Source organism: Pseudomonas baetica (genome assembly GCF_051216495.1).
Classification (GTDB): Bacteria; Pseudomonadota; Gammaproteobacteria; order Pseudomonadales; family Pseudomonadaceae; genus Aquipseudomonas; species Aquipseudomonas baetica_B.
In genome coordinates this window covers 23,591-49,901 of sequence record NZ_JBPKAM010000047.1, presented here as the reverse complement: position 1 = coordinate 49,901, position 26,311 = coordinate 23,591, and the positions used below count along the sequence as shown (strand labels likewise).

Here is a 26,311-nt window from a genome sequence, read left to right as displayed (position 1 = left end):
CACCCACCCCCCCCCCCCCCCCCCTCCTTTCCCCCCCCCCCCCCCCCCCCCGACCCCCCCCCCCCCCCCCCCCCCCCCCCCCCCCCCCCCCCCCCCCCCCCCCCCCCCCCCGCTCCCACATTGGCTTTATTTGCCCCATACAATCCTGTCTAGACAACCCCATTCGTCGAAACAAATGGATATAAAAGTCTGATTGTCATTTCCCGTGCTGTATCCTTCCCAGGCTTTTTGAAAGCGCGGATCTACCAGATCTATCAACAGACTTAGCGAGGAGCGCGACTATGCACGAGATTCCTAATCTCCCCTTCCCAAGCCTGCACGTACCTGAGCAGACGACCACGCAGCAAGCCGGTGCCCAACAGCCCCAGCCGAAAGAAGCCACTGACAGCCGCAAGGCCGACAGCGAAGACTGAAACACCCGCCGTACAGACCGTGTGGAAAGCGCTAACATGCGCTTTCCACACTGCCTGAACCCTGAGTCCCACCCCATGACCGATGAATTCAGCGAAGAGCAAGCCAGCGTCCTGATCGGCACCGCCGAAAAAATGATCGAGATCTGGAATCGCCTGCCCCCCGAGAAACAAGCCGCATTGTTGGCCCGTTTCGGCAGCGAGGAAAATGCTTTGGCCGCCTTGGTCACCACGCAACTGGTAGCACCTGCCAAGCCTTGACGGCCCCGCCCGGTAAATAGTTTTACTTTTTCATAACCCACGCACGCTAGCGCCGTTATCATAAGCAGCCTATCTAATCCTGCTTTCCCGTGGATCTTTACCCATGCCTGAAAACCAGCGCCCCCTGACGGTCACGCTGCAAGTTGTTTCTATCGTCCTGTTTACCTTTATCGGCTATCTGAACATCGGCATTCCCTTGGCGGTATTGCCCGGTTACGTCCATAGCGAGTTGGGCTTCGGCGCAGTGATCGCGGGGCTGGTGATCAGCGTGCAATACCTCGCTACCCTGCTCAGCCGTCCCTACGCCGGGAAAATAATCGATAACAAGGGCAGCAAACTGGCGGTGATGTATGGCCTGGCCGGTTGCGGTTTGAGCGGCGTGTTCATGCTGATTTCCGCCTGGACCCAAAGCCTGCCAACGTTGAGCCTGATCAGCCTGTTCATCGGCCGGCTGGTACTGGGCAGCGCGGAAAGCCTGGTAGGCTCCGGTTCCATTGGCTGGGGCATCGGCCGGGTCGGTGCGGCGAATACCGCGAAAGTCATTTCCTGGAACGGCATCGCCAGTTACGGCGCACTGGCGGTCGGCGCTCCGCTGGGTGTGTGGCTGGTCGGAAAACTGGGCTTGTGGAGCATGGGCGTGAGCATTGTGATGCTGGCGCTGTTCGGCCTGCTGCTGGCCTGGCCGAAAACCGCCGCGCCAATCGTCGCAGGTGAACGCTTGCCGTTCATGCACGTGCTCGGGCGAGTCTTGCCTCACGGCTGTGGCTTGGCGTTGGGCTCCATCGGCTTCGGCACCATCGCCACGTTCATCACCTTGTATTACGCCACTCAACATTGGGATAACGCGGTGTTGTGCCTGAGCCTGTTCGGCGCCAGCTTCATCGGTGCGCGATTGTTGTTCGGCAACCTGATCAACCGCTTGGGTGGCTTTCGCGTGGCGATTGCCTGCTTGTCGGTGGAAACCCTGGGCCTGTTGCTGCTGTGGCTGGCACCGGACGCCCATTGGGCATTGGCCGGCGCGGCGTTGAGCGGATTCGGCTTCTCCCTGGTGTTTCCGGCGCTGGGCGTCGAAGCAGTGAATCTGGTGCCGGCCTCCAGTCGCGGCGCAGCGGTCGGGGCCTATTCACTGTTCATCGATTTGTCGCTGGGAATCACCGGGCCACTGGCCGGCGCGGTGGCAGCGGGGTTCGGTTTTGCGTCGATCTTCCTGTTTGCCGCGTTGGCTGCGGTCAGCAGCTTGACGCTCTGCATTTACCTGTACCAGCAAGCACCGAAGAACCGCGAAGCCCGGGGCTAGAAATCCACCTTGCCACGTCCGGCCTTGATGTTGCTGCGCTTGCTCTTGGATTCGAGCCGCCGGGTTTTCGAACCGAGGGTTGGCTTGGTCGGACGGCGTTTCTTTTCCACCTTGGTGGCACTGAGGATCAACTCGACCAAACGCTCAAGCGCATCGGCACGGTTCTGCTCCTGGGTCCGGAATTGCTGAGCCTTGATGATCAGCACGCCGTCGCTGGTGATGCGGCTGTCGCGTAGCGCCAGCAGCCGCTCCTTGTAGAACTCGGGCAAGGACGAAGCCGGTATGTCGAAGCGCAAATGCACGGCACTGGAGACCTTGTTGACGTTCTGCCCACCAGCGCCCTGGGCGCGGATGGCGGTTAACTCAATTTCGGCATCCGGCAGCTGCACATTGTTGGAAATCACCAGCATGGAAATCACTACCTCAAGCCGCTATGCGACAGATAACCCCAGTTCCGACAACAGCATTGACGCCTGCGCGCGGGAAATCACCGCCCCCTTGAACAGTTTGGCATCATTGAGCCGGAAACCGCTCAAATCGGCTCCTCTTAAGTCCGCACCGACGAATGTCGCCCCATTGATACGCGCATGGGCCAGGCTGCAATCGACAAACTCGGCTTTTCGAAAATCAGCGTCGCTCAAGTCTGCCTCAGAAAAGTCCAGGCTATTGAGTGTACTTCTGGCGAAGGACATTCCCGGCAAAAAGGCGCTGTTAAGCCGGGTTTCATTGAATGAAAGCCCCAGGCTAGAACAATGACTGAAATTGGCGCCCGTCAGTTTGCATCCATTGAAAGCAACCTGCGCCAACCTGGCTCGCTGCCATCGCGTGTTGTTCAAATCACAGTTATTGAATGCTGCCTCCAGCAGATGCGCTGCTTCGAAAACCGCGTGCGCCCCCCGACACCCTGTCCATTGCGTGCCTTCCAACCGCGCGCCGAGAAATTGGCTACGCAGCAGGATGCAACGCTGGAATTCGCAACCATCGAGCGCCAATCTCGACAAGTCAGCATCGGTGAAATCGACACCGATGAAACGCAACGGCCTGTTGTGCTGCTTGATCAACGCCTGAACGTCTTCACGCCCGAGCGTTGTGCCTTCGATTTCATAGGGTGTTTGCCCTTCGTTCATATCTGGCTCCTGCCTGAGTGAATTGTCGGCGGGCAGTCTATCGCGCGCCCGCGTAGGACCGCAGGCAAAGAAACCGGTTTTCAACTGGATGTAACACAATAAGAAAAATGCCCGCATCTTGCGATACGGGCATTTTTTCTCAGCTCCAGTGCTTATTCAGCCGCTGGCGCCTGTGGCTTGCGGCGCTTGAGCGGGGCCATGCCATCCTTGCTGACCAGCGACGGAGCGTCGGCCTTCGGGCGGTTGGCGCTCTTGCGCTTGGTCGGGGTCTTGGCGGCGACTTTTTTCTTGTCGCCCTTGGCATCAGTCTTTTTCTTCTTCACGCCAGCGGCCTTGCCCGAGGCCTTGACCTTTTTCGGTCCGCCGTAGGTGCCTTTGACTTCCTTGATGGTGCGACGCTCGAAGCTCTGCTTGAGGTAGCGCTCGATGCTCGACATCAGGTTCCAGTCGCCGTGGCAGATCAGCGAGATGGCCAGGCCATCGTTGCCGGCACGGCCAGTACGACCGATGCGGTGTACGTATTCGTCGCCGCTGCGCGGCATATCGAAGTTGATCACCAGGTCCAGGCCGTCGACATCCAGACCGCGAGCGGCAACGTCGGTTGCCACCAGGATCTTCACACCGCCCTGCTTCAAACGGTCGATCGCCAGTTTTCGATCCTTTTGGTCCTTGTCACCGTGCAGCACGAATGCCTTGTATTCCTGTGCCACCAGTCGGCCGTAGATACGGTCGGCCATGGCCCGGGTATTGGTGAAGATAATCGCCTTCTGATAGGTCTCGTTGGCCAGCAGCCAATTGACGATCTGTTCTTTGTGCTGGTTGTGGTCGGCGGTGATGATCTGTTGACGAGTGGTCTCGTTCAGTTGGCTGACCGCGTTGAGTTGCAGGTGCTCAGGGTTGTTCAACACCTTGGCGACCATTTCGCGCAGCCCCGAACCACCGGTGGTGGCGGAGAACAGCATGGTCTGCTGACGGTTCGGGCATTCGTCCACCAGACGCTGCACGTCTTCGGCGAACCCCATGTCGAGCATGCGGTCGGCTTCGTCCAGCACCAGTACTTCGACCTCCTTCAGGTCGAGGTTGCCAGCGTTCAGTTGCTCGATCATCCGACCCGGCGTACCGATCAGGATGTCCGGCACCTTGCGCAGCATGGCGGCCTGGACCTTGAAGTCTTCTCCGCCGGTGATCAGGCCGGACTTGATGAAGGTGAACTGCGAGAAGCGTTCAACTTCCTTCAAGGTCTGCTGGGCCAGCTCACGGGTCGGCAGCAGGATCAGGGTCTTGATGCTGACGCGGATCTTGGCCGGGCCGATCAGGCGGTTGAGGATCGGCAATACGAAAGCAGCGGTCTTGCCGCTACCGGTTTGCGCAGTCACCCGCAGGTCACGCCCCTGGAGCGCCAGCGGAATAGCCGCTGCTTGCACAGGCGTTGGCTCGACAAATTTCAGTTCGGCCACGGCTTTGAGCAGGCGTTCGTGCAGGGCGAATTCGGAAAACACGGGTGCTACCTCGAAGAAATGCAAAAAATCAGCTGCATAGGGTAACGGTTTCGAGCGCGAAGGCCGAGTTTCTTTATGCAATCGAGCGTAAACAGTGGCTTTTTTGTTGCCTGATTTGTCATCGAACGTAATACAAAGCGTCTTAAATGCTCTAATCGCCTGTCGCGTCTTACAGAAGAATCGTTTCTACCCATGGATATCAAACAGCTCTGGCTCAACATCCAAGACCTTTGGGGCACCCTCGATCAGCACCCGCTCCTGCATTCCGGCCTGGCGCTGGTGGTACTTCTGGTGATCGCTTTGCTGCTCGGACGAGTGGCACGCTACCTGGTCCTGCACGCCAGCAAAATTCTGGGCCGTCAACCAGCCTTGCACTGGATCAACGATTTCCGTCACAACAAGGTTTTTCAGCGCCTGGCGCAGACCATCCCGTCGCTGGTGATCCAGTTCGGGCTGCACCTGGTGCCGGAGCTGAGTAAAACCGCGCTGATCTTCCTCGGTAACGTGGCGCTGGCCTTCACCATTCTGTTCCTGATGCTGGCGGTGAGCGCGCTGCTCAATGCTTTGCTGGACATCTACGCCCGCACCGAACACGCCCGCACCCGCTCGATCAAAGGCTACGTGCAACTGGCGAAAATGGTTTTGTACATTTTTGGCGCGATCATCATCGTCGCCACCCTGATCGACCGCTCACCACTGTTGCTACTGTCGGGTCTGGGTGCCATGTCGGCGGTGATCCTGTTGGTTTACAAGGACACGCTGCTGTCGTTTGTCGCCAGTGTGCAGCTGACCAGTAACGACATGCTGAGGGTTGGCGACTGGATCGAGATGCCCCAGGTGGGCGCTGATGGCGATGTGGTGGACATCACCCTGCACACGGTCAAGGTACAGAATTTCGACAAGACCATCGTTTCCATCCCGACCTGGCGCCTGATGTCCGAGTCGTTCAAGAACTGGCGCGGCATGCAGCAGTCCGGTGGCCGACGGATCAAGCGCAGCCTGTTCATCGATGCCAGCGGCGTGCGTTTCATCCGCGATGACGAAGAACAGAAACTGTCTCAGGTGCATTTGCTGACGGACTACATCACTCGCAAACAAGCCGAGCTCAAGGCCTGGAATGAAGCCCAAGGCAATGTCGCGGCCATGTCGGCCAACCGTCGACGCATGACCAATATCGGGACTTTTCGCGCGTACGCGCTGGCGTATCTGAAGAGCCACCCGGAGATCCAGCCGAACATGACCTGCATGGTTCGACAAATGCAGACCACGGCCCAGGGCATCCCCCTGGAAATCTACTGCTTTACCCGCACCACGGCGTGGGCTGATTACGAGCGGATTCAGGGGGATATCTTCGATTACTTGCTGGCGGTGCTCCCGGAGTTTGGTTTGAGCCTTTATCAGCAGCCCAGTGGTACGGATCTACGCGCCGGTTTGTTGCCGGCGGTGCTGGGTGCGAGCCATATTCCCGAAGCCGAAAAGCACATCATGTAATCCTATGCCCCCTTTGTGGGAGCAAGCTGTGGCGAGGGGATTTATCCCCGTTCGGCTGCGAAGCAGTCGCAAACCAGGTGAACGCGAATTATCTGAGACATTGCTTTCACAGGTTCAGGGCCGCTTCGCGACCCAACGGGGATAAATCCCCTCGCCACAGCTCGCTCCCACAGGGGATTCAGTGTGCGATTGCGGTTTGGCGGATACCCAACCGACTGATCCACACCGCCAGCAGAATCACTGATCCGCCCAGCAACAACCGCCCCAGCTCCTCATGCTGATTCCAGATCAGCAGATTGACCAGCAATCCCACGGGGACATGCAGGTTATTCATCACCGCCAGCGTTCCGCCATTGACCATGCACGCGCCTTTGTTCCACCAATAGAGCCCCAGCGCGGTCGAAACCAGACCGAGGAACAATAACACCCCCCATTGCAGCGGTGCTTCAGGCAGAAAGTTCTGTTTGCCGAACAGCAGGAACGCCGGCAATGCCACCGCCAACGCGCCCAGATAGAAATAGCCGAAGCGCCGGTAATGCGGCAGGTCGCTCGGGTGCCGCGCCACCAGGTGCTTATAGAGCACTTGCCCGGAGGCATAGGTGAAGTTGGCCAGTTGCAGCAACAGGAACCCCATGAAGAAGTCCGGATTGATGCGGTCGTAGCGAATCACCGCCGCGCCCGCTACGGCCACCAACGCGGCAATCAGCGCCCAGGCATTGAAACGGCGATTCAGTGCGTCTTCGATCAGGGTCACGTGTAACGGCGTAAGAATGGTGAACAGCAGCACTTCCGGCACCGTCAGCACGCGGAAGCTCAAGTACAGGCAGACATAGGTCACGCCAAACTGCAACGCGCCGATCAGCAACATGCCGCGCATGAAGGCCGGTTCCACCGAACGCCAGCGCGTCAACGGAATGAACACCAGTCCCGCCAGCAGTACGCGCACCAGCACCGCGAAATAACTGTCGACATGACCGGCCAGGTATTCGCCGATCAAACTGAAGGAAAACGCCTGGATCAGCGTGACAAAAAGTAGATAGCCCATGCTCGCCTCATTTTGGATGGCGGCGACGATAGCGGGTTTTCTGCTTTTGTGGGAGCGAGCCGGCTCGCGAAGAAGGAATGCCAGTCGACATCAATGTCGATTGACCCACCGCATTCGCGAGCGGGCTCGCTCCCACAAAGGTCTGTGCATATTCATCAAATCGCAGGCAAAAAAAAGCCCGATCTCGCTAAAGCGTTCAATCGGGCTACAGCACTCAGGAGCAAAAAGTGCAAAGGGAGGTTCGATGCGCGTACAGGCTTGAAGGGTTGCGCCAGGTCACTAGACCATCCAGCGATTATCTGGCGATTAACATCAGGCCACCTGCGAAAGCTTGGCGTTTGCCTGGTTCAGGCCTTTCTCCTGGAAGCCACCACCCAGGTTCATGCCTTCGGCGTGAATGAAGGTGACATCGTGGATGCCGATGAAGCCCATGACCTGACGCAGGTACGGTTCCTGGTGATCCGATGGAGCCCCGGCGTGGATGCCGCCGCGGGCCGTCAGCACGTACGCACGCTTGCCACTGAGCAAACCCTGGGGACCGGTTTCGGTGTACTTGAAAGTCACGCCGGCCCGCAGCACATGGTCGAGCCAGGCTTTGAGGGTGCTCGGAATGGCGAAGTTGTACATGGGCGCCGCCATCACCAGCACGTCGGCAGCCAGCAATTCGTCGGTCAACTGGTTGGAGCGTTCCAGGGAAAGCTGTTCGATGTCGCTGCGCTGATCGGCGGGTTTCATCCAGCCGCCCAACAGGTTGATGTCCAGGTGCGGCACCGGATTGACAGCCAGGTCACGCACGGTGATTTCGTCTTTCGGGTGCGCGGCTTTCCACTGGTTGATGAAGGTCTGGGTCAGTTGACGGGAAACCGAGTCTTGCTGGCGGGCACTGCTTTCGATGATCAGAACACGGGACATGGGATGTAGGCTCCATCTGAGAAGGCTGTAAGTCGATGGAGTGAAGGTTAAACAGGATTGAATCGATCAAAAAGCACAAAAAACTGCTATAACCGATCAATAAATTCGTTTATAAGCGGAGCATGGCCGATTGGCCTGCTCCGCTGGCGGTCATTGCGGCTTGCAGGTCATGCTGATGTACAGCTTGATGATTTTTCGATTGAACTTGGCTGAAAGGTTGGCGCTTTTACCGGCATCCAGATTGACCCGGCGGGTCTTTGGCGATTCGGGACCATTGCGAAACACCACCGCGCATTCGGCGGCCGTGTCACCGTAGTTGTTCACGGTCATCGACCCCATGTCGTAATCGGAGGCGTAGGTGGTGTAGTCGATCTTCAGGCCATTGAGTTCTTTTTGTACGTCGATCGGATAAGCAAACGCCGTCACCGGCAACATCGCCAGCATTAAACAAACGATTTTTTTCATGCAGCAGTCTCCAATAAGAACTGCGCAGCTTAGGACAACAGGAGTCCATCATGAAAGCGCCCCGCGTGACCCTTGATCAATGGCGAACGCTTCAGGCCGTGGTCGACCACGGTGGTTTCGCCCAGGCCGCCGAAGCGCTGCACCGCTCGCAATCGTCCGTCAGCTATACCGTGGCGCGCATGCAGGACCAGCTCGGCGTGCCGCTATTGCGTATCGATGGCCGTAAAGCGGTACTCACCGAAGCCGGTGGCGTATTGCTGCGTCGATCCCGGCAACTGGTGAAACAGGCCAGTCAGCTGGAAGACCTGGCCCATCACATGGAACAAGGCTGGGAAGCCGAAGTACGCCTGGTGGTCGATGCCGCCTACCCCAGCGCCCGCCTCGTCCGCGCGCTGACCGCATTCATGCCGCAAAGCCGTGGCTGCCGGGTGCGTCTGCGTGAGGAAGTCTTGTCGGGCGTGGAAGAAGTGCTGCTCGAAGGCGTGGCCGACCTGGCCATCAGCGGTTTCAGCATTCCCGGTTATTTGGGCGCGGAATTGAGCGACGTAGAATTCGTTGCCGTCGCCCACCCCGAACACGCCTTGCACCGCCTCAACCGCGAACTGAACTTCCAGGATTTGGAAAGCCAGTTGCAAGTGGTCATCCGCGACTCCGGTCGCCAACAGCCACGGGATGTCGGCTGGCTCGGTGCCGAACAACGCTGGACCGTCGGCAGCCTGGCGACCGCCGCCACCTTCGTCAGCAGCGGCCTGGGTTTCGCCTGGTTGCCAAGGCACATGATCGAACGGGAATTGCGGGAAGGTACGCTCAAGCTGCTACCGTTGGACCAGGGCGGCAGCCGTAACCCGAGTTTTTTCCTGTATTCGAACAAGGACAAGCCCCTGGGCCCGGCGACGCAGATTCTCGTCGAATTGCTGCGCACCTTCGACACCGCGCCGCTGGACGCACCTTTCGCCGCCCCCGAACAAGCCTGACACGGAGTGTATTCATGGCGTATTTCGAACACGAAGGTTGCAACCTGCACTATGAGGAATATGGCCACGGCACGCCGTTGCTGCTGGTCCACGGCCTGGGCTCCAGCACCCTGGACTGGGAAAAACAGATTCCCGCGCTGGCGACCCGCTACCGGGTGATCGTTCCCGATGTGCGTGGCCACGGACGCTCCGACAAACCCCGCGAGCGCTACAGCATCGCCGGTTTCAGTGCCGATCTGGTCGCGCTGATCGAGCATCTGAACCTTGGTCCGGTCCATTACGTGGGCCTGTCCATGGGCGGCATGATCGGTTTTCAATTGGCGGTGGATCAGCCGCAGCTGCTCAAAAGCCTGTGCATCGTCAACAGCGCGCCAGAGGTCAAACTGCGCAGCCGCGACGATTACTGGCAGTGGTTCAAACGCTGGAGCCTGATGCGGGTCCTCAGCTTGCACACCATCGGCAAAGCCCTGGGAGGCAAATTGTTCCCCAAACCGGAGCAGGCGGATTTGCGTCAAAAGATGGCCGAGCGCTGGGCAAAAAACGACAAACATGCTTATCTCGCCAGCTTCGATGCCATCGTTGGCTGGGGCGTTCAGGAACGACTTTCAAAAGTGTCCTGTCCAACCCTCGTCGTCAGCGCCGACCGTGACTACACACCGGTCTCGCTGAAGGAAAACTACGTAAAACGGCTGCCCGATGCGCGGCTGGTAGTGATCGCCGATTCGCGTCACGCCACCCCGCTGGACCAGCCCGAACACTTCAACCAGACACTGCTCGAGTTTCTCACCGCAGTCGACACCACCCCACTCAGGATCACTGACCCATGCTGAAAAAAATCGCCCTCGCCGCCGGTTCCGTTCTGTTTGCCGCCAACCTGATGGCGGCAACGCCTGCCAAGGCGCCGCATGTTCTGCTGGAAACCACCAACGGCCAGATCGAAATCGAACTGGACCCGGTCAAGGCCCCGATCAGTACCAAGAACTTCCTTGAGTACGTGGACAGCGGTTTCTACAACAACACGATTTTCCACCGGGTGATTCCGGGCTTCATGGTCCAGGGCGGCGGCTTTACCCAGACCATGCAGCAAAAAGACACCAAGGCGCCGATCAAGAACGAATCGAAGAACGGCCTGCACAACGTTCGCGGCACCTTGTCCATGGCCCGCACCTCGGTGCCGGATTCGGCCACCAGCCAGTTTTTCATCAACGTCAAGGACAACGACTTTCTTGACCAGGGTGACGGCTACGCGGTGTTCGGCAAAGTGGTCAAAGGCATGGACGTGGTCGACATCATCGTCAACTCGCCAACCACTGTACGCAGCGGCATGAAGGATGTACCGGCCGACCCGGTGTTCATCAAGTCGGCCAAGCGCATCGACTGAGACTAAGCTGGACAGGGATGTCCGAGCCGTTGCCGGTGCTGCCGGCAACGCTCAAACCGTTTAAAGGAGTGCCCGTTCGCGGGTGGAAAACCGATGCTTTATCGCCGTTTTGAAAAACTGATCGACATCTTCCGCGACGCCCCGAGCGCCGCACCGCCAAATCGGGTTTGGCCTTTCTATACCTATTACCTCAAGCAGGTCTGGCCGAGTTTCGCCGCCCTGCTGGTGGTCGGCCTGTTCGCCGCATTGGTCGAGGTGGCGCTGTTCAGTTACCTGAGCCGCATCATCGACCTGGCCCAAGGCACACCCAATACCGATTTCTTCAAGGAACACGGCCTCGAACTGACCTGGATGGTAGTGGTGGCGCTGATCCTGCGCCCGGTCTTCGTCGGCCTCCATGACTTGCTGGTGCACCAGACCCTCAGTCCCAGCATGACCAGCATGATCCTCTGGCAAAACCACAGTTACGTGCTCAAGCAGAGCCTGAATTTCTTCCAGAACGATTTCGCCGGGCGCATCGCCCAGCGCATCATGCAAACCGGCAACTCCTTGCGCGACTCTGCCGTACAGGCGGTTGATGCCCTCTGGCACGTGCTGATCTACGCCATCAGCTCGCTGGTGCTGTTCGCCGAAGCCGACTGGCGCCTGATGATTCCACTGCTGACCTGGATCGCCGCTTTTATCGGTTCCCTCTACTACTTCGTACCACGGGTCAAGGACCGCTCGGTGAGGTCTTCCGATGCCCGCTCAAAACTCATGGGGCGGATCGTCGACGGTTACACCAACATCACCACCCTGAAGCTGTTTGCCCACACCAACTACGAGCAGCAGTACGCCCGCGAAGCGATCAAGGAACAAACGGAAAAAGCCCAGATGGCCGGTCGCGTCGTCACCAGCATGGACGTAGTCATCACCAGCCTGAACGGCCTGCTGATCGTGTGCACCACCGGCTTGGCCCTGTGGTTGTGGACGCAATCGCTGATCACCGTGGGCGCGATCGCCCTGGCCACCGGCCTGGTGATCCGTATCGTCAACATGTCCGGCTGGATCATGTGGGTGGTTACCGGCATCTTCGAAAACATCGGCATGGTTCAGGACGGTCTGCAAACCATTTCGCAACCGGTCAGCGTCACCGACCGCGACCAGGCCAAGCCACTGGCCGTGGGCCGGGGCGAAGTGCGGTTCGAAGACGTGGACTTCCATTACGGCAAACACAGCGGGGTCATCGACGACCTCAACCTGACCATCAGGCCCGGAGAGAAAATCGGACTAATCGGCCCGTCCGGTGCCGGCAAATCGACCTTGGTGAACCTGCTGCTGCGACTCTACGACGTGGAAAGCGGACGCATCCTCATCGACGGCCAGAACATTGCCGATGTCAGCCAGGAAAGCCTGCGCGAACGCATTGGCATGATCACCCAGGACACATCCCTGCTGCATCGTTCGATCCGCGACAACCTGCTTTACGGCAAGCCCGACGCGACCGACAGCGAACTCTGGGAGGCTGTTCACAAGGCGCGGGCCGACGGGTTCATTCCCACGCTATCGGACGCCGAAGGCCGCATCGGGTTCGATGCCCATGTCGGTGAACGCGGGGTAAAACTCTCGGGTGGCCAGCGTCAGCGGATCGCCATCGCCCGCGTGCTGCTCAAGGACGCGCCGATCCTGATCATGGACGAAGCCACCTCGGCGCTGGATTCGGAAGTCGAAGCGGCGATCCAGGAAAGCCTGGAAACCCTGATGCAGGGCAAAACCGTGATTGCCATCGCCCACCGCCTCTCGACCATTGCCCGGATGGACCGGTTGGTGGTGCTGGAGAACGGCAAGATCGCCGAAACCGGCAGCCATGCCGAGCTGCTGGCGTTGGGCGGCTTGTATGCGCGACTGTGGCAGCATCAGACGGGAGGGTTTGTCGGGATCGACTAGATCTCATGTTCATCGCAATTCCCCTGTAGGAGCGAGCTTGCTCGCGATGGTCGTCAACGATGACGCGGGGGGCCTGACACCCCATGGTGATCTCAGGTTCATCGCGAGCAAGCTCGCTCCTACAAGGGGATAGCGTTCAAGCCTGTCGATAAGGCAACGCTATCCTCGCCTCTTCGGCATATGCCAGCACCCCGGCCCGCTCCTGATGGAGAAAGTCTTTGACCGCCGCCTTCAACCCCGAATGCCGCAGGTAATGCCAGGAATGGGTAATCACCGGTTCAAACCCACGAATCAACTTGTGCTCACCCTGGGCACCGGCATCGAAACGCTGGAAGCCGTTGGCAATCGCGTAGTCCATGCCTTGGTAGAAACAGGTCTCGAAATGCAGGCGATCGAACTCCGCCAGACAGCCCCAGTAACGGCCGTAGAAACTGTCGCCCCCCACCAGACTGAACGCCATCGCCACCGGCCGTGAGCCTTGATTGGCCAACACCACACGAATCGATTGCGGCATGCGCTCGGCCAGCAGGCTGAAAAATTCCCGCGTCAGGTAGGGCCTTTGCCGACGCACCGCATAAGTGTTGGCATAGCAGGCATAGACAAAATCCCACTGCTCCTGAGTCAATTGCCGACCTTCAAGCCATTCGAATTCAAACCCCTGCCCCGCCACTTGCTCGCGCTCCTTGCGCATCTGCTTGCGCTTGCGCGAACTCAGGGCGTCAAGGAAATCCTGGAAGTCCCGGTAACCACGATTCTGCCAATGGTACTGACAGCCAATGCGTTGCAACCAACCCGGTTGCTCGGCCAACGCAGCATCGGTAAACGGATCTGTGAAATTGATGTGGGCACTGGAGAGTTGTTCGATCTCCAGATAGCCCGGCAGGCCTTTCAAGAGTTCGAAACCATCTTCGACATTGGCGGCCAGCAAGCGCGGGCCGCTGACCGGACTGAACGGCACGGCAGTCAAGAGTTTGGGGTAGTAGTCGATGCCGGCGCGTTCGCAGGCATCGGCCCAGGCGTGATCGAACACGTATTCGCCATAGGAGTGCCATTTGCGGTAGCTGGGCAATGCGGCGATCAGCCGGTCACCTTCGACATGCAGCAAATGTTCGGGCTGCCAACCGGAATGGGGGCCGACGCTGCCACTGTCTTCCAGCGCGCTCAGGAAAGCATGACACAGAAACGGCTGCGTCTCGGGCACCAGGGCATCCCAGATTTGCGGGTCGATTTCGGACAAGCTTTGCAGACGTTGCAACGGCATCACCACTCTCACTCATGCATGGCGTGAAAACCCCGCGAGTATCGCCCATCACCCTCCTTTACACACCCGAAAATCGACGACAGCGCTCTAACTCAATAGTTCGCGAAGACTTTGTATCGTCATTGACATGCCATCACATTGCCACTGCCCTGTAATAAACCATCGCGATACTGGCGCCTGTTTTTAGAGCGCCGGGTTATAGCACCGGCCACTGTTTTCCGTCCGTCAATGGTCGGTTGTGCCCTGGATGGCTCAGTCATCCACTCTCATCTTCGGAGATTGATATGCGTCTTGCTTCCACGAAAACTGCGGCGGCCTTGTGCGGTGGCCTGCTGCTGGCCATGAGCGTTCCGGCCAGCGCCGCAGTCGACGCCAAACTGCTCGACATGCTCAAGGCAAACGGCTCGATTACCAACGCGCAGTACAGCGAACTGCAAGCCGAGCTGGCCAAGGATCAGAAAGAACAGCAAATCGCCCGTCAGGCCCAGCAAGAGACCAACGAGCAGATCGCGGCCACCGCGAAGAAAACCAACGAGCTGAGCACCTTCGACCAGAAACTGGCGTGGGCCGCCAAGACCCAATTCAAGGGCGATGTGCGTTTCCGTCAGGAAAACGTCCATAACGATGGCGTATCGAACAATAAAGACCAGGATCGTCAGCGCATTCGTGCCCGCCTGGGTGCCTACACCGAAATCAACCCGCAGGTCGACACCGGTATCCGTATCGCCACCGGCAACAACGATGACCCGCGCTCCACCAACCAGAGCCTGGACAACTACTTCGACAAGAAGCAAATCTGGCTGGACCAGGGTTACGTCGACTACCACCCCGACGCCATCAAGAACCTGCACATCGTTGGCGGCAAGATGCCGCAGCAATGGGTGAGCATGGGCGACGTCATCTGGGATAGCGACATCAGCCCGGAAGGTCTGTCGGTATCGTACAAGTACCCGCTGGGCGGTGGCAGCACCGAACTGTTCGGTAGCGCCGGTCACTACACCCTCAAGGACAACGTCGACGGCGACGGCGTGCAGTTCAAGCACGACCTGCGTCTGTACGCCGGTCAGTTGGGTGCACGCTTCGGTATCACCGACAACCTGAAACTGACACTGGGCGGCAGCGTCTACGGCTACGACAACGACAACGACATCACCCCGGTCGCCGGCGTCATTCCAGGGCAACTGGCCATCAACGGCAACAGCCCGAACGAGCAGTTCAAACTGTACGAAGGCTTCGGTCAACTGGATATCAGTGGCCTGGCAGTACCGCTCTCGTTGTACGGTCAGTACGTCAACAACAAGGATGCCAGCAACGATCAGGACACTGCCTGGCTGGCCGGTGTGAAGACCAAAATCTACGGTTTCGGCGTGGACTACAACTACCGCGACGTGCAGCGTAACTCGGTCGTGGGTGCCTTCACCGACTCCGACTTCGCCAACGGTTTCACCGGATCGCGCGGCAGCAAGTTGAAAGTGAGTTACGAGCTGGACAAGAACTTCACCCTCGGCGCCACTTACTTCATGGCTAACTCCGACTTCACCAACGCCAACCTGAAGGACTCCGACATCGACACCCTGCAACTGGATGCCGAAGCGAAGTTCTAAAGTGGCAGCAACAAGCTTCAAGCTTTAAGCCACAAGCTAAAAGCTCACGCGCACTACTTTCAGCTTGTAGCTTGCCGCTTGAAGCTGCTTCCATTCAGCCTTGCGTTGGTCCGACGGTCCCCATCATCCGTCCGCCGGACCAACGCGAGTCTGTTTTCATCCCCTGCGTAATCCCGCCTGATATCAGCGACGGTCTTCGACCCGCTTCTGACTTTTGCTCCAGTCGGTCAACAAGCTGTACGCCACCGCCAGCAACGTCGGACCGATGAACAGGCCGATGAAACCGAACGCGATCAACCCGCCGAACACCCCCAGCAGCACGATCACCAATGGCAAATTCCCGCCACGACTGATCAGGTAAGGCTTGAGGACGTTGTCCACGCCACTGATGATGAACATGCCCCAGATGCCGAGAAATACCGCCAGCCCATACTCGCCTTTCCAGGCCAGCCAAGCCGTGGCGGGAATCCACACCAGCGGCGGCCCCATCGGAATCAGGCTGAGCATGAACGTCACGATGCCGAGCACCAGCGCCCCCGGCACTCCGGCAATCAGGAACCCGATCAGCGCCAGGACGGCCTGTGCTGCCGCCGTTCCGATCACTCCGTTCACCACCCGCTGCACGGTGCCAGCCACCAGTTCGATGTAATAGCGGGCACGGTGGCCGATCAGGCGCTCCAGCAAACTTTGGACAAACGCCGCCAGCCGAGGCCCGTCACGGTAGAAAAAGAACACGAAGACAATGCTCAAGGTGAGTTCGAGAATGCCGCCGCCAATCTGAGCGCTACGCGCCAGCAACCAGTTTCCGACCTGACCCAAATAGGGCTTGAGCGACACCATCATCGCCGCGCCTTGCTGATCGACACTGTTCCAGATCGCCGTCAATCGCCCGCCCACCAACGGAATGCTGGCCAGCCAGGCCGGTGCTTCCGGCAGGCCTTCGACCTGCACATCCTTGATGAACGCCACGGCATCGCGCACGTGATCCGCCAGGTTGAACCCCAGCCACACCAATGGCGCCGCCACAAGGACCATCCAGCTTACGGTCAACACCGCTGCCGCCAGGGATTCACGTCCATTGAGCCAACGGGTCAGCAAGCGCATCAGTGGCCAACTGGCGAACGCCAGCACCGCGCCCCAGAACAACGCCGACCAGAACGGCGCCATCACCCAGAAGCTTGCCCCAAACAGCACCAGGAGCAGGATCTGCACCAATAGCCGATCGTTATTGATCATCTGAAATCTCTAATAAATCAGTCAGCAAAAGAGTAGGCGAACGCATGGAAAGCGCTCGCCTGATAACGCTTATCGCAGCAGCTGGATATGCAGGCCAGAGCCTTCGGAGCTGCCGGTTTCCATCCGGGCCGCACGTACACCCTGGTCGATCAATGCCTGCCGCCAGGCTTCGGCATTCGGCCCGGAAACACTGACCCGCAGCGTCGTGTCCAGGTTCAGGCCACGGGAAATCAATCGCAGCCAGGTGTCATCTGGCGCATTGATCAGCTTGGGGAAGTCGAGTTCGCCGGTGCTTTTGAGTTCGCGCAACAGGGTTGCGGAGGTCGGCAGCAAATCACCCAGTGGAGCGGCGGCATCGAACTGTTCAACGTGCAGGTAGGCTTTGCGGTTGCCACGGGTGATGCTGTAAAGCGCTACCAATGTGTTGTCTTTCGGCGCCGCCAGGCGCAACAGCAGATACGCTTGTTCATTGTCAGCGCCGTAGAGCTTGGCGTTGCCAAATACCTCGTTGGCCCACAGGCTGCTTTCACCGCAATCACGGGCCTGGCACCAGAACAGCAACTGTGCGTCCTGATTTTGCAAGGCTTCCCGGGCCGCCGTGAAGGCTTGCGTCGCAGAATGCTCCGGCGGCAACTCATAGGTCACTGACGTGGCAGTGCCACGGGCATTGACCTGACCATCGAAGCGCAACTGGCCGCTGATCTTGCGGATCGAACCGAGCGGATAAATCCGCTCGAGTTCAGCCGCGGGGCGATAGTCGACGATCTGTGCATCGACCATGCGCGGCACGATCGGCAGGTCCTGACTGCCTGGTACATCAGCGGCAAAGGATAAGGAACTGAAACTGCACAGCGCCAACAGACTGAGATAACGCATCGATAGACTCATCGGGTCAGGATGGCTTGGGCGTTATCAGAAATGACCTTGTGGTCATTGGGGGTTGCAGAGGTGTATGGATCCGTCATGGTTGTCTCCCGTTTCAACCCACCCAGCCTCGACAGTTGCCCGTTGCAAGTCAAGGAACGGTGAAGAACCTATTGAAACAGTCTGCGACAAGATCGGCACCGGACTCATCATTCAGGTGCAAATGATGGCCACCTGGCAGCTGTTCACGACTAAAGGGTAGACGCTCCAGCAATTCAGGATGTTTGGCGAGCATGCCGTCAGCGGCAACCACCAGTTTTGCAGGACAGGTGACGCGATGGACGAAGGCCATGGCTTGTTCAGTGGTCATGCGCAGCGGCGACGGCAGCGTGAGGCGATTGTCGGTGCGCCAGGTATATCCCCCCGACACCGGCATCAAGCCACGTTGGCCCAACAGTTCGGCGGCTTCGCGACTGACCGCCACCAGCCCCTTCATTCGCGCCTCGATGGCCCGTTCCAGCGTCGTGTAGACCGGCTTGCGCTTGTCCCGTAGATCCAGCTGCGCCTGCAAGGCCATGCCCATGCGCTCGGCAGCATTTTCACCTTTGTCGGTAGGCGGAATGACGCCGTCGATCAACGCCAGGTGTGTGACACGGTCCGGCAGCGACCCGGCAATGATCAGGGAGGCGATCGCCCCCATGGAGTGCCCCATCAGCGCAAACCGTTTCAAACCCAGCTGTTCGGCAACTTGCAGTACATCGTGGGCATAGTCCCACATCGCGTAGCCGGCACCCGCCGGGCGATGCCCGGAGTGGCCGTGTCCGGCCATGTCCAGCGCGATGATGCGCAAGCCTTTGAGCTTCGGCGCCAGTCGGGCGAAGCTGTTGGCGTTGTCGAGCCAGCCATGCAGGGCAATGACCGGCAAACCGTCTTCGGAACCGAACAGGTGTGCCGCCAGCTCGATGTGCGGCAGGCTCAGGCGGACTTCTTCGACGACGTTGCTCATGCGCAATCCTGCTGGCGGCCGTCCCAGCGACTGAACAGGCTCTTCAGCATCGCTGCCGTGTCCTGAGGGCGTTCAAGGGGAAACATGTGGCCACCGGGCATGGTCAGGGATTCGCCCCGGGGCATGCGCCCGACCGAACTCGCGTGATGGCGCATCACCACTCGGCTCTTGTGTCCGCGAACCAGCGCCAGCGGCACTTTCAATTGCCCGGTGCGACCAGGGCTGGTATGGGGCACGCCGCGGTAAATGCTGATTTCGGTGGCTGGATCGAAACGCAGGCGTAATTTGTCGCCGACCTGCTGCAAACCGTATTGCAGGTAGGCGTCGAAACACTCCGGATCGAAGCCGCTAAACAGGGTTTTGCCGGAGAAATAGCGACGGGCACTGTCGAGATCCGCAAACTCTTCCCGTCGCCCCAGCGTACGGCCCGCCGGCGTCAATTTATCGATGAAGCCGAAACGCTTGGCGGCACGGATCACCCATTGATCAGTACGGGTCAGCACCGGGGAATCGAGCATGACCACGCCTCTATACAGCTCGGGGCAACGTAACGCGGCGTGCAGGTGCAGTACGCCGCCGAAGGAATGGCCCACGCCCCACACGGGCTCCGGTTGCTGCTCCAGGTGATGGATCAGTTCATCCACCAGGTTGTACCAGTTATCGTCCGCCGGAAAACGCGGATCGTGGGCATGTTGCTCCAGATGCGTCACCTGATACTCGGGCGCCAGCGCCGCGAACAACTTGCCGTAGGTGCCCGAGGGGAATCCATTGGCGTGAGCGAAAAATATCTGTTGCGACATAACCGGCAAATCCATGAGCAAGAAAGAACAGGCGTTGATTGTCGGTAAGACGGCGCCCTACAGCAATGACCGTAACTGACAGGAATGATGACAGTCCGGCCATGCGAATACAGATCCCTTTACTGTAGGAGCGAGCTTGCTCGCGATGGACTCAAGAACGCTGCGGGGTGTCAGGCTCTCAGCGTTATCGTTAACGACCATCGCGAGCAAGCTCGCTCCTACAGGGATCGGTTTCAACGCACCGGCGGATTTTCACCCAACGGCACCACCGCCATGGTCAAGCGCGACACGCAGCTGGCCTTGCCTTCATCGCTGGTCAATCGGATGTCCCAGACATGGGTCGTGCGGCCGATGTGGATCGGCTTGGCCACCGCCGTCACCCGTCCACTGCGCAAGCCGCGAAGATGGTTGGCGTTGATTTCCAGGCCCACGCAGTAGAACTTGCTGGAATCGATGCACAGGAAACTGGCCATGGAACCGACGGTTTCGGCCAGCACCACCGAAGCGCCGCCATGCAGCAAACCATAAGGTTGATGGGTGCGGTGGTCGATGACCATGCTGGCGGTCAAGGAGTCATCATCGACAGCCTCGAAGCGGATATCCAGCACTTCGCCGATGGTGTTTTTCTGGAAAGCATTCAACTGTTCGATGTTGGGAGTGGTACGCCACAGACTCATCGCAGATTTTCCTTGTTGGTTTTATTCGTGGATCAATCCTGCCACAGCACCGATTCGCTGCGCTCGCTCCATTCTTCGAAGCGGGCGCCGTAGGCGGCTTCGATCACGTTGCGTTTGATCTTCAGGGTCGGCGTAAGGAAGCCGTTTTCCACGGCCCAACTGTCCTTGACCACCACCAGGCGCCGCAAGCGTTCGTGTTTATCGAGGGCGCCATTGACCTCCTCCAGGAGTTTTTCCAGGCTGGAGTGGAGCCCGGCCCGTGCGGTTCCCCCCGCGTCCTGCTGCCCCACAGCCGAGAGCACACACAAGCCCAACGGCGCGCTCAAACCATCGCCCACCACGCACACCTGCTCGATACATGAATGCACCGCCAGGCGATTTTCGATGGGGGCCGGGGCCACGTATTTGCCCTTGCTGGTCTTGAAAATCTCCTTCAAGCGCCCGGTCAAGCGCAGGTTACCTTCGGCATCCTGCTCGCCTTTGTCGCCGGTGCGCAGGAATCCATCCTCGGTAATGGTGTCGGCGGTTTTCTGCGGTTCCTTGAAATACCCAAGCATGGTCGCACCGCTACGCACCTGGACTTCGCCTGCGTCGTCGATCCGCACTTCGACTTCCGGGCATGGCTTGCCGATCCAGCCTTCCTTGTATTGGCCTGGCAGGCAGATGTGCGAATAACCGCAGCTTTCGGTCATGCCATAAACCTCCAGCACGTCGAGCCCAAGCTTCTGATACCAGCGCAACAAAGTCAGCGGCACTGGCGCGGCGCCGGACAACGCCACGCGTAAGGCATCGAGCCCCAGCCCGGCAAGGACTTTTTGCCCGACACGCTTGCCGATGATGGGCAGGCCAAGCAGGAAGTCGAGGCGTTTCGCCGGGATCTTGCTGTACACGCCCATCTGGAACTTGGTCCAGATGCGCGGTACACCAAACATTGCCGTCGGCCGGGCACGGCGTAAGTCGTCGAGGAAAGTGTCGAGGCTTTCGGCAAAAAACACGGTTTGTCCGGTATAGATCGAGGCGAGTTCGACGAACATCCTTTCGGCAACGTGGCACAGCGGCAGATAAGACAGCAGGCGATCCGACTCATTGAGGCCAAACAATTGCGTACCGTGAGTGGTGGCGAACCCCAGATTGCCGAAACTGTGCATCACCCCTTTGGGCATGCCGGTTGTGCCGGAGGTGTAGATGATGGTCGCGAGTTGATCGGGGCCGGGTCTAGGGTCGTCCTGGATCGGCGAGCTACGTTGCAGATCGGCCCAATTGAAATTGAAGTCGCCCGGCGGATGCAGTGGCAGACTGATGGTCACCAGGTCCGGGCTGACCCCGCGGGACATGCCGGGCCAGTCGTCGAGTTTGCCGATGAAGGCCAGCGCCGCTTCCGAATGGTCCAGCACCTGGGCCACGGACTCGGCGGTGAGGTTGGGGTACAGCGGCACCGACACATGTCCGGCCATCCAGATCGCCAGATCGGCAATGATCCAGTGCGCACAGTTTTTCGAGATCAGGGCAATGTGGCTGCCCTGGGGCAATTCCCGCGCCCGCAGCCAATGCGCTGCGCAACGGGCCTGATGGCCAACGTCGGCCCAGGTCAGGGTTTCGACCTGCCCGCCGCCGATGGGCTGGACCATGAAGCGTTGACGGGGATGACGGGTCTCACGCTCGTAGAAAACGTCCAGCGGCAAACGAAAAGCAGCAGACATGCGACTCGCTCCTTTATTTTTGTTGTGGAGCAAGCGTAGCTAACCAAGCAAGTGCTTGGTTAGCTATTTCATACAATTTTTTTCAAACACCAATAGCCCAGTGGGAGCGAGCCTGCTCGCGATAGCGGTGTGTCAGGCTGCATTGATGGCGATTGATACTCCCTCATCGCGAGCAGGCTCGCTCCCACAGTTCACCGACGTCAAGGGTGTTTGATGCTGTTGAGCTTCATCGCCCCGATCACCAGCTCATCATGTTCCAACTCGGCCAGGCCAGCGGTACTGACCCTTTCCGGTGGATGGCCGGCACCATGTTGCAGATAGCTGATCAGGTGCCCCACCAGCGGATTATGAGAAACCAGCAAGACGTTGGTCACTGAGTTCAATTGATCGGTGACCCTGTCGGGATCGACATCCGGCGTCAACCACTCAACGGTGCGAATTTCCGGTTCGAATCCCAAGACATCCTTCACCAGGTGCGCGGTCTGCTGCGCTCGCATGTAAGGACTGGCATAAATTGCGGTGAGTGGCTGGCCAACCAGATTGGCCGCGGCACGCAGCACCTCTTCACGACCGTTGGCCGTCAGTTCCCGCTCCGAATCGTGGGGCGTGGAGCCGTACGGTACAGCCTCACCATGACGCAATACCCAGAGTTTCATAGCTTGGGTTCCTCATCTCGGGCCGGGTGCGGAGCCGGCGCCACGACGTGCGGCGCTTCACCTTCCGGCGTACGCGGCGCTGGCCAATCGGCGAACGGCCAGGGCTTCTGGTCGCTGTGAAAGCTGCCGAAACGACCGATCTGAGCCAGAAACTGGCTCAGGCTGTCGCCGAAGTTCATCAGGCTGGCGCTCGGTGCGCCATAGATCAAACGATAGATCAATTGCACCAGCACCACGGCGCCAAGGATGAATTGCGCCACTTGCCAGACCAGCACAAAGACGATCATCCACAACACCCGCAGCACGATGGACTCGTATTTGGCTTCTACTTTTTGATCGCTCATGTCTCGCTCCGTTCCTATTGCGTTGAGGGCTCAGTTGAAGCCGCTGGTGGAAATAAAGTCGACGTCGGTCTTCGGTTCGCCGCGCATTAGCAATCCGATGACCTGTTCAAGCGTGCGCCCTTCGAACAGGATCGCGTGAAGCCCGGCGACCAGCGGCATATACACGCCGACTTCCTGGGCCTTGGCCTTGAGCACTTTGAGTGTATTCACACCCTCGGCCACTTCGCCCAGGCGATTGACTGCCTCTTCGAGGCTCAAGCCCTGTCCGAGAGCAAATCCGACCTGATAGTTGCGGCTTTTCGGCGACGAACAGGTCACGATCAGATCGCCAACGCCCGCCAGACCGAGGAAGGTCATGGGGTTGGCGCCCTGGTTCACCGCAAAGCGGGTCATCTCGGCCAGTGCCCGGGTGATCAGCATGCTCTTGGTGTTCTCGCCCATGTCCAGCGCCACGGCCATGCCGGCGATGATCGCGTAGACGTTTTTCAAGGCCCCGCCCAACTCCACACCGAAACGGTCGGCGCTGGCGTAGACGCGAAACGTGCGGCCATGCAACACGGCTTGAACACGCGTGCAGAGCTCTTCGTCTTCACTGGCCACCACGGTAGCCGTGAGCGCGTGCTCAGCGATTTCACGAGCCAGATTCGGCCCGGACAACACGCCGATGCGCGCTTGCGGGGCGATCTCTTCGAGGATCTGGCTCATCAGTTTGAAGGTGTGGGCTTCGATGCCCTTGGTCAGGCTCACCAACAACTTGCCGCGCAACAGCTCGGCGTGCGGGACCAGCACCGAACGCAAGGCGCTGGATGGCAGCGCGACGAAACTCAGGTCGCAGGCTTCCAGGGTCGCTTGCAGGTCAGTGACCGCCGTCACGCCGGGCAAAATCTTGATGCCTTTGAGGTAACGCGGGTTTTCGCGATTGACCCGAATGGCCTCGGCTTGTTCCGGGTCACGCATCCATTGCAGGACCTGATGTCCGTTTTCGGCCAGCAGGTTAGCCACGGCGGTACCAAAACTTCCGCCTCCCAGGACCGCGATCGGGCGCTGTTCAGTCATATGTAATCCGTTAATCCATACCAGTGGCAATCCCGGCATTATACGGAGCGCCCCAGTGGCGGCCAGCCCCCGCGTCAATTACCCGTACAGGCGTGTAGAAGTCCAACAAAACCGAGGAAAATGCTGACATCGTGACTGGAAAACTCATCCGGCTCGGTTAACATGCGCGCCATCGATCATAAACAAGGATGTGTTGTGTCATTGGCTTCGCCTTCACCCCGCTCGCCATTGGTACTGGCGCTGTTCTTCAGCTCGCCAGTGCTGGCCGATGACTTGTTTCTCGACAGCGACCCGTTGCCGCAAGTCCTGACGGCCACGCGCCTGAAGCAATCGCCGGCCGCCGTACCGGGGAGCATGACCGTGATCGACAGTGCCCTGATCACCGCCAGTGGCGCCCGAGACATCAGTGAAGTGCTGCGGCTCGTGCCCGGCATGATGGTCGGCAACATCAGCGGCAATCAGGCCGCCGTGAACTATCACGGCACCAATGCCACCGAAGCGCGACGCCTTCAGGTGCTGATCGATGGCCGGTCGGTCTATCGTGCAGGCCTGTCCACGGTGGACTGGAGCGACATTCCGGTGGCCATGGAGGACATCGAGCGCATCGAAGTGTTCCGCGGCCCGAACACCGTCAGCTATGGCGCGAATGCTTTGATGGCGGTGGTCAACATCATCACCCGCCATCCCGCCGACAGCCATGGCACGCGAATGAAGGTCACCCGTGGCCAGCGCGGCATCAACGACTTTTACGCCAGCCAGGGTGTGGGCTGGGATGATGGCGACTTGCGCCTGTCCCTGTCCGGCCAGCAGGACGATGGTTTCGACACCGACCGCAACGGCGCGGATTATCGCGACAGCCGGCGTTTGAACCGCTTTAACCTCGCCGTCAGCCAGACACTCAACGAGCGGCAAAGTATCGATTGGCAATTGAATGCCAAGGAAGGCAGTAATCAGCGCCCGTATACCTACCGCCCGGTGTTTTCCGGGATTACCAGTTCAGGGAACAATTCCGACGTCAACGCCAAGGACTACGCCGGCTCGCTGCGCTGGAACCTCGACATCAACCCCGATCACAGTCTGTACCTCCAGGGATCGGCCCAGCATTGGGACCGCCAGCAAACCTGGCGGGCCTGTGATGCCGAGGTGTCGTTCAGCCCTCAATTGACCGAGTTGTGGCAGCTCAACCCCAATTACACCGAACGCCTGGCACGCAATATCGCGCGATTCACCGGCCCCGGAGCCCCCGCCGGTGATCCTGTCCAGCAGACATTGGCCAATCGGGTACTGGAACAATGGCGCAAGGGCGCCCGGCAGACCGTTTGCGGCGATATCGACCAAAGCACCCGGGAGACACGGTACGACCTTGAGCTGCAAGACACCTTGAGCCTGTCCGATAGCCTGCGACTGGTCAGCGGCTTGAACTATCGTTACGACCGGGCAGATTCCGAGACCTACTTCAATGGCACCCTCGACGACACCACCTGGCGGGCATTCGGCCAACTCGAGTGGCGCGCCAGCGAACACTGGTTACTGCAGGGCGGCGCCATGTTCGAAGACACTCGGTTGATCGGTAGCTCGCTGACCCCGCGGGTGGCGGTCAACTATCTGATCAACCCGCGCCATGGCTTGCGTGCGGTGTATTCCGAAGCCGTCCGCTCACCGGACATGTTCGAGAACAGCGTCAACTGGAGTTACCAGGTCACCAACCTGCGGCCCCAAGCCTACGGCCATTCCAGCGCCCGCTATTTCGTCAAGACACGCGGCCCGGGCGATCTTGACCAGGAACATATGCGTTCCCGGGAACTGGGCTACAACGGCTATTTCGCCGAGGCGGGGCTAGCGGTCGATGTAAAGCTGTTCTACGACGAAATCACCGGCATGATCAGCGAACCGCTGCGCAACAATCAGTTCATCGCCAGTAACAGCAACAAAGCCCGCTTTTCCGGAGCGGAAACCCAGCTCGACTGGCGCATCGGCTTTGCCGATCGGCTGCGCTTGACCTATGCCTACGTCGATGCGGACACAAGCAACCCACAAGATACCCAACAGACTGCACGCAACAGCGGTTCCGCCGGTTGGCTGCGGGACTGGGGCCAGGGCTGGAATAGCGCACTCTTCTACTATGGCGACGACGCCCTGAACGGTTACCGCTTCGAGCGGGTCGACACACGCATCGCCAAACGCATTGGCCTGGGCAAGGCCAGCCTGGAACTGGCCGGCGTGCTCCAGCAGCGCCTCGACAATCAACCCACTACCTTTATCGACAACAACTACGACGAGCGCCGGGTGATGTACTTCAGTGCGGAGCTGGCGTTTTAA

General features: G+C 59.3%; 25 protein-coding genes and 1 pseudogene. 10 read left to right on the top strand and 16 right to left on the bottom strand.

The annotated features are described in order from the left end of the window. Positions 1-281 precede the first annotated feature (281 nt). The 3 genes from ACSFE6_RS17630 to ACSFE6_RS17620 all read left to right on the top strand — a co-directional run bounded on the left by ACSFE6_RS17630 (position 282) and on the right by ACSFE6_RS17620 (position 1,968). On the top strand, positions 282-413 hold the full coding sequence (locus ACSFE6_RS17630; RefSeq protein ID WP_433736653.1) for a hypothetical protein: 132 nt from the start codon (positions 282-284) through the stop codon (positions 411-413). 75 nt (positions 414-488) lie between these two features. Beyond that, on the top strand, positions 489-671 hold the full coding sequence (locus ACSFE6_RS17625; RefSeq protein WP_435428831.1) for a hypothetical protein: 183 nt from the start codon (positions 489-491) through the stop codon (positions 669-671). Positions 672-774: 103 nt separating this feature from the next. Beyond that, positions 775-1,968 carry an MFS transporter gene (locus tag ACSFE6_RS17620; protein WP_435428828.1) on the top strand — a complete coding sequence of 398 codons (1,194 nt, stop codon included), beginning with the start codon at positions 775-777 and terminating at the stop codon, positions 1,966-1,968. On the opposite strand, the gene arfB is transcribed toward ACSFE6_RS17620, so the two are convergent. The 3 genes from arfB to ACSFE6_RS17605 form a co-directional block, all read right to left on the bottom strand. Then, complete coding sequence (arfB, locus tag ACSFE6_RS17615) at positions 1,965-2,378, bottom strand: alternative ribosome rescue aminoacyl-tRNA hydrolase ArfB (protein ID WP_435428827.1); 414 nt, start codon at positions 2,376-2,378, stop codon at positions 1,965-1,967. The genes ACSFE6_RS17620 and arfB overlap by 4 nt on opposite strands. 21 nt (positions 2,379-2,399) lie before the next feature. Beyond that, entirely contained in the window at positions 2,400-3,095 is a 696-nt protein-coding gene (locus ACSFE6_RS17610) for a pentapeptide repeat-containing protein (protein ID WP_435428826.1), read from the bottom strand. A 152-nt stretch (positions 3,096-3,247) separates the two neighbouring features. Then, complete coding sequence (locus tag ACSFE6_RS17605) at positions 3,248-4,594, bottom strand: DEAD/DEAH box helicase (RefSeq protein ID WP_435428825.1); 1,347 nt, start codon at positions 4,592-4,594, stop codon at positions 3,248-3,250. 192 nt (positions 4,595-4,786) lie between these two features. Between ACSFE6_RS17605 and ACSFE6_RS17600 the strand changes: the two genes are divergently transcribed. Next, complete coding sequence (locus ACSFE6_RS17600) at positions 4,787-6,085, top strand: mechanosensitive ion channel family protein (RefSeq protein WP_435428824.1); 1,299 nt, start codon at positions 4,787-4,789, stop codon at positions 6,083-6,085. Between the two features lie 178 nt (positions 6,086-6,263). Here ACSFE6_RS17600 and ACSFE6_RS17595 read toward each other — a convergent pair whose 3' ends face one another. The 3 genes from ACSFE6_RS17595 to ACSFE6_RS17585 form a co-directional block, all read right to left on the bottom strand. Continuing rightward, a complete protein-coding gene (locus ACSFE6_RS17595) occupies positions 6,264-7,130 on the bottom strand; it encodes a carboxylate/amino acid/amine transporter (protein ID WP_435428823.1) in 867 nt (288 codons plus the stop codon). A gap of 312 nt (positions 7,131-7,442) precedes the next feature. Beyond that, positions 7,443-8,042 carry an FMN-dependent NADH-azoreductase gene (locus ACSFE6_RS17590; RefSeq protein WP_435428822.1) on the bottom strand — a complete coding sequence of 200 codons (600 nt, stop codon included), beginning with the start codon at positions 8,040-8,042 and terminating at the stop codon, positions 7,443-7,445. A gap of 150 nt (positions 8,043-8,192) precedes the next feature. Beyond that, the gene (locus tag ACSFE6_RS17585) at positions 8,193-8,507 is read right to left on the bottom strand and encodes a 3-phosphoglycerate kinase (protein ID WP_435428821.1); all 315 of its coding nucleotides are present in this window, start codon (positions 8,505-8,507) and stop codon (positions 8,193-8,195) included. Positions 8,508-8,557: 50 nt separating this feature from the next. Between ACSFE6_RS17585 and ACSFE6_RS17580 the strand changes: the two genes are divergently transcribed. From ACSFE6_RS17580 to ACSFE6_RS17565, 4 genes and pseudogenes are all read left to right on the top strand, one after another. Next, positions 8,558-9,481 carry a LysR family transcriptional regulator gene (locus ACSFE6_RS17580; RefSeq protein ID WP_175389166.1) on the top strand — a complete coding sequence of 308 codons (924 nt, stop codon included), beginning with the start codon at positions 8,558-8,560 and terminating at the stop codon, positions 9,479-9,481. A gap of 14 nt (positions 9,482-9,495) precedes the next feature. Continuing rightward, a pseudogene (locus ACSFE6_RS17575) lies at positions 9,496-10,301 on the top strand (alpha/beta fold hydrolase). A 3-nt stretch (positions 10,302-10,304) separates the two neighbouring features. After that, positions 10,305-10,862, top strand: coding sequence for a peptidylprolyl isomerase (locus ACSFE6_RS17570; protein WP_435428820.1), 558 nt, complete (start codon positions 10,305-10,307; stop codon positions 10,860-10,862). A gap of 93 nt (positions 10,863-10,955) precedes the next feature. Continuing rightward, on the top strand, positions 10,956-12,788 hold the full coding sequence (locus tag ACSFE6_RS17565) for an ABC transporter ATP-binding protein (protein ID WP_435428819.1): 1,833 nt from the start codon (positions 10,956-10,958) through the stop codon (positions 12,786-12,788). Positions 12,789-12,924: 136 nt separating this feature from the next. On the opposite strand, the gene ACSFE6_RS17560 is transcribed toward ACSFE6_RS17565, so the two are convergent. Then, positions 12,925-14,049 carry a GNAT family N-acetyltransferase gene (locus tag ACSFE6_RS17560; RefSeq protein WP_435428818.1) on the bottom strand — a complete coding sequence of 375 codons (1,125 nt, stop codon included), beginning with the start codon at positions 14,047-14,049 and terminating at the stop codon, positions 12,925-12,927. Between the two features lie 284 nt (positions 14,050-14,333). On the opposite strand from ACSFE6_RS17560, the gene ACSFE6_RS17555 reads away from it, so the two are divergent. Continuing rightward, positions 14,334-15,653: a putative porin gene (locus ACSFE6_RS17555; RefSeq protein ID WP_435428817.1), complete on the top strand. Its 1,320-nt coding sequence runs from the start codon at positions 14,334-14,336 to the stop codon at positions 15,651-15,653. Positions 15,654-15,836: 183 nt separating this feature from the next. On the opposite strand, the gene ACSFE6_RS17550 is transcribed toward ACSFE6_RS17555, so the two are convergent. From ACSFE6_RS17550 to ACSFE6_RS17510, 9 genes are all read right to left on the bottom strand, one after another. Next, positions 15,837-16,889, bottom strand: a complete 1,053-nt coding sequence (locus ACSFE6_RS17550; protein WP_435428816.1) for an AI-2E family transporter — start codon at positions 16,887-16,889, stop codon at positions 15,837-15,839. 69 nt (positions 16,890-16,958) lie between these two features. Beyond that, positions 16,959-17,765, bottom strand: coding sequence for a DUF4892 domain-containing protein (locus ACSFE6_RS17545; protein WP_435428815.1), 807 nt, complete (start codon positions 17,763-17,765; stop codon positions 16,959-16,961). 139 nt (positions 17,766-17,904) lie between these two features. Continuing rightward, positions 17,905-18,759 carry an alpha/beta hydrolase gene (locus tag ACSFE6_RS17540; protein ID WP_435428814.1) on the bottom strand — a complete coding sequence of 285 codons (855 nt, stop codon included), beginning with the start codon at positions 18,757-18,759 and terminating at the stop codon, positions 17,905-17,907. Then, the gene (locus ACSFE6_RS17535) at positions 18,756-19,559 is read right to left on the bottom strand and encodes an alpha/beta fold hydrolase (RefSeq protein ID WP_435428813.1); all 804 of its coding nucleotides are present in this window, start codon (positions 19,557-19,559) and stop codon (positions 18,756-18,758) included. The genes ACSFE6_RS17540 and ACSFE6_RS17535 overlap by 4 nt, the downstream gene beginning before the upstream one ends. 233 nt (positions 19,560-19,792) lie before the next feature. Next, positions 19,793-20,236 (bottom strand): hotdog fold thioesterase, encoded by a 444-nt coding sequence (locus ACSFE6_RS17530; protein WP_435428812.1) that lies wholly within the window; start codon positions 20,234-20,236, stop codon positions 19,793-19,795. A 32-nt stretch (positions 20,237-20,268) separates the two neighbouring features. Further along, positions 20,269-21,936 carry an AMP-binding protein gene (locus ACSFE6_RS17525; protein ID WP_435428811.1) on the bottom strand — a complete coding sequence of 556 codons (1,668 nt, stop codon included), beginning with the start codon at positions 21,934-21,936 and terminating at the stop codon, positions 20,269-20,271. 200 nt (positions 21,937-22,136) lie between these two features. Then, complete coding sequence (sixA, locus tag ACSFE6_RS17520; RefSeq protein ID WP_435428810.1) at positions 22,137-22,592, bottom strand: phosphohistidine phosphatase SixA; 456 nt, start codon at positions 22,590-22,592, stop codon at positions 22,137-22,139. Then, positions 22,589-22,936 (bottom strand): DUF4389 domain-containing protein, encoded by a 348-nt coding sequence (locus ACSFE6_RS17515; protein WP_435428809.1) that lies wholly within the window; start codon positions 22,934-22,936, stop codon positions 22,589-22,591. The genes sixA and ACSFE6_RS17515 overlap by 4 nt, the downstream gene beginning before the upstream one ends. Before the next feature lie 30 nt (positions 22,937-22,966). Further along, positions 22,967-23,992 carry an NAD(P)H-dependent glycerol-3-phosphate dehydrogenase gene (locus ACSFE6_RS17510; RefSeq protein WP_435428808.1) on the bottom strand — a complete coding sequence of 342 codons (1,026 nt, stop codon included), beginning with the start codon at positions 23,990-23,992 and terminating at the stop codon, positions 22,967-22,969. A gap of 195 nt (positions 23,993-24,187) precedes the next feature. Between ACSFE6_RS17510 and ACSFE6_RS17505 the strand changes: the two genes are divergently transcribed. Further along, the gene (locus ACSFE6_RS17505; protein ID WP_435428807.1) at positions 24,188-26,311 is read left to right on the top strand and encodes a TonB-dependent receptor plug domain-containing protein; all 2,124 of its coding nucleotides are present in this window, start codon (positions 24,188-24,190) and stop codon (positions 26,309-26,311) included.

Coding starts and splice junctions, on each gene's coding strand:
- ACSFE6_RS17630 (WP_433736653.1), top strand. CDS start 282: ATGCACGAGATTCCTAATCTCCCCTTCCCAAGCCTGCACGTACCTGAG.
- ACSFE6_RS17625 (WP_435428831.1), top strand. CDS start 489: ATGACCGATGAATTCAGCGAAGAGCAAGCCAGCGTCCTGATCGGCACC.
- ACSFE6_RS17620 (WP_435428828.1), top strand. CDS start 775: ATGCCTGAAAACCAGCGCCCCCTGACGGTCACGCTGCAAGTTGTTTCT.
- arfB (WP_435428827.1), bottom strand. CDS start 2,378: ATGCTGGTGATTTCCAACAATGTGCAGCTGCCGGATGCCGAAATTGAG.
- ACSFE6_RS17610 (WP_435428826.1), bottom strand. CDS start 3,095: ATGAACGAAGGGCAAACACCCTATGAAATCGAAGGCACAACGCTCGGG.
- ACSFE6_RS17600 (WP_435428824.1), top strand. CDS start 4,787: ATGGATATCAAACAGCTCTGGCTCAACATCCAAGACCTTTGGGGCACC.
- ACSFE6_RS17595 (WP_435428823.1), bottom strand. CDS start 7,130: ATGGGCTATCTACTTTTTGTCACGCTGATCCAGGCGTTTTCCTTCAGT.
- ACSFE6_RS17590 (WP_435428822.1), bottom strand. CDS start 8,042: ATGTCCCGTGTTCTGATCATCGAAAGCAGTGCCCGCCAGCAAGACTCG.
- ACSFE6_RS17585 (WP_435428821.1), bottom strand. CDS start 8,507: ATGAAAAAAATCGTTTGTTTAATGCTGGCGATGTTGCCGGTGACGGCG.
- ACSFE6_RS17580 (WP_175389166.1), top strand. CDS start 8,558: ATGAAAGCGCCCCGCGTGACCCTTGATCAATGGCGAACGCTTCAGGCC.
- ACSFE6_RS17570 (WP_435428820.1), top strand. CDS start 10,305: ATGCTGAAAAAAATCGCCCTCGCCGCCGGTTCCGTTCTGTTTGCCGCC.
- ACSFE6_RS17565 (WP_435428819.1), top strand. CDS start 10,956: ATGCTTTATCGCCGTTTTGAAAAACTGATCGACATCTTCCGCGACGCC.
- ACSFE6_RS17560 (WP_435428818.1), bottom strand. CDS start 14,049: ATGCCGTTGCAACGTCTGCAAAGCTTGTCCGAAATCGACCCGCAAATC.
- ACSFE6_RS17555 (WP_435428817.1), top strand. CDS start 14,334: ATGCGTCTTGCTTCCACGAAAACTGCGGCGGCCTTGTGCGGTGGCCTG.
- ACSFE6_RS17550 (WP_435428816.1), bottom strand. CDS start 16,889: ATGATCAATAACGATCGGCTATTGGTGCAGATCCTGCTCCTGGTGCTG.
- ACSFE6_RS17545 (WP_435428815.1), bottom strand. CDS start 17,765: ATGCGTTATCTCAGTCTGTTGGCGCTGTGCAGTTTCAGTTCCTTATCC.
- ACSFE6_RS17540 (WP_435428814.1), bottom strand. CDS start 18,759: ATGAGCAACGTCGTCGAAGAAGTCCGCCTGAGCCTGCCGCACATCGAG.
- ACSFE6_RS17535 (WP_435428813.1), bottom strand. CDS start 19,559: ATGTCGCAACAGATATTTTTCGCTCACGCCAATGGATTCCCCTCGGGC.
- ACSFE6_RS17530 (WP_435428812.1), bottom strand. CDS start 20,236: ATGAGTCTGTGGCGTACCACTCCCAACATCGAACAGTTGAATGCTTTC.
- ACSFE6_RS17525 (WP_435428811.1), bottom strand. CDS start 21,936: ATGTCTGCTGCTTTTCGTTTGCCGCTGGACGTTTTCTACGAGCGTGAG.
- sixA (WP_435428810.1), bottom strand. CDS start 22,592: ATGAAACTCTGGGTATTGCGTCATGGTGAGGCTGTACCGTACGGCTCC.
- ACSFE6_RS17515 (WP_435428809.1), bottom strand. CDS start 22,936: ATGAGCGATCAAAAAGTAGAAGCCAAATACGAGTCCATCGTGCTGCGG.
- ACSFE6_RS17510 (WP_435428808.1), bottom strand. CDS start 23,992: ATGACTGAACAGCGCCCGATCGCGGTCCTGGGAGGCGGAAGTTTTGGT.